This window comes from Stenotrophomonas maltophilia group sp. SKK55, assembly GCF_057179845.1.
Genome location: NZ_JBXUHP010000047.1, coordinates 1 through 465, shown reverse-complemented (window position 1 = coordinate 465; position 465 = coordinate 1). Strand labels below are relative to the sequence as shown.

The following is a 465-nucleotide window of genomic DNA, read 5'->3' as shown; positions in this document are numbered from 1 at the left end:
GTCTTGTCCGCCTGCAACCCTGGATCATTCAGGATCTTGATGCCATCAATGCTCGACAGCGCCACTTGCATCCAGGCCAAGCTCTTGTCGATCTGCTCATCCGGCGCCTTGTCTTTTCCGGCCAATCAGGCATTTCTACGTTTTCAGCCAGAAACTCATAAGCGCAACCTCAGAAGTTCTCAAACTCAGGCTCGGTGCATCCAGAATAAATCACTTTACAGCCATCGCTCCCCTGCTTTAAGCACGCATCCACAGCCATCTTACTCGCAGCATCAACAGATGCCGCACGCGCAAACGTGGAGCCACCAAATCTTGCATCACTGGGGGATACGAATGCTGCACATTGATTATTGAACTCCAATACCACCCTGCAATCCGTAGCCCCCCGCTGTGCGCAATTAGCAAGGGACTCCGAAGCCGCATCCCTCTTCCTTCGCTTACCGAGAGCCACGCCGACATCGCCCC

1 protein-coding gene is annotated in these 465 nt (G+C 54.0%); it reads right to left on the bottom strand.

Annotated features, from left to right (window positions below; genetic code table 11):
- Positions 1 to 169: 169 nt before the first annotated feature.
- Positions 170 to 465 (bottom strand): DUF4189 domain-containing protein (locus AC2A1N_RS14540; RefSeq protein WP_484372685.1); only part of this gene is annotated, 296 nt, incomplete at its 5' end.